This window comes from Vibrio sp. S17_S38, from assembly GCF_014694375.1.
GTDB lineage: Bacteria > Pseudomonadota > Gammaproteobacteria > Enterobacterales > Vibrionaceae > Vibrio.
In genome coordinates, this window is the sequence record NZ_JAAUWW010000049.1 from 1 (window position 1) to 938 (window position 938).

A 938-nucleotide genomic window follows, 5' to 3' on the forward strand; every position below is an offset into this window, starting at 1 on the left:
ACCCACCTGATTCCATGCCGAACTCAGAAGTGAAACACAATAGCGCCGATGGTAGTGTGGGGTCTCCCCATGTGAGAGTAGGACATCGCCAGGCTTTTAATTTTTCTCTTATTGAAAGGGAATGTTGTATGTAATTTTATTATATACAATGATTGTTTGCTGGAAGGATGGCAGAGTGGTCGAATGCACCGGTCTTGAAAACCGGCGCCTGTTAATAGCGGGCCTAGGGTTCAAATCCCTATCCTTCCACCATTATTTAAGCTCCTGATAATTCAGGAGCTTTTTTAATTTCTAAAGTGCTAAAATAGTAATTTCAATAATTAACTATTCAAATCGTATTGATCTATTAAGTAATAAAATCTCTTTTCTTTTTATTCCTCTCTAAGTAATTATATTTTTCGTTTACGACGAGATAAAATTATAGATAGCACCAATAAATCAATTCTAATAAGTAGAAATACAAAATAAATATTGTGTATTTTCTCTTAATCTCTCCTGAATGTTCCGATATGTAAATTTATCAAAGTAGCGTACAGCGTTAAATTTATGATTTTTTATAAAGCTCCTCAATATGAAACTAGGTCTGTCGCTGAAAGCTCTGTGTCGCCTATCTAGCGCTCTATCATAATTATAAATGTAGTTCAGCCTGTCAAAGTAGAAGGATTAAGCATTCTTTCACAGGTTAATTAAAGCCATTTAGAAATCTATCTAAGGACAGGATGTGGCTATTTCAGTAGTGGTTATGGTGTACTATTAGGCTTAGAGGGTATTGCTGATCATTTTTAGAGTATAAAAGCTTTAATTCTCATTGTATTAGCTGAGACTTAACTTAATTTAGTTGTCACCACCAGTGCAAAAATGATCCACTAACACCAATTGAAAATTGATCCACTTGGTATCATTCAGTTTTAACAAAACTGGATGGTGATTATGTTAAC

The 938-nt window shown here is 34.3% G+C and carries 1 tRNA gene and 1 rRNA gene; both read left to right on the forward strand.

Annotation, left to right across the window (positions count from 1 at the left end):
- Positions 1 to 94: ribosomal RNA gene (gene rrf, locus HC725_RS16535) — 5S ribosomal RNA — on the forward strand; the annotation flags it as partial.
- Between the two features lie 67 nt (positions 95 to 161).
- Positions 162 to 252, forward strand: a tRNA-Ser gene (locus HC725_RS16540).
- Positions 253 to 938: the final 686 nt, after the last annotated feature.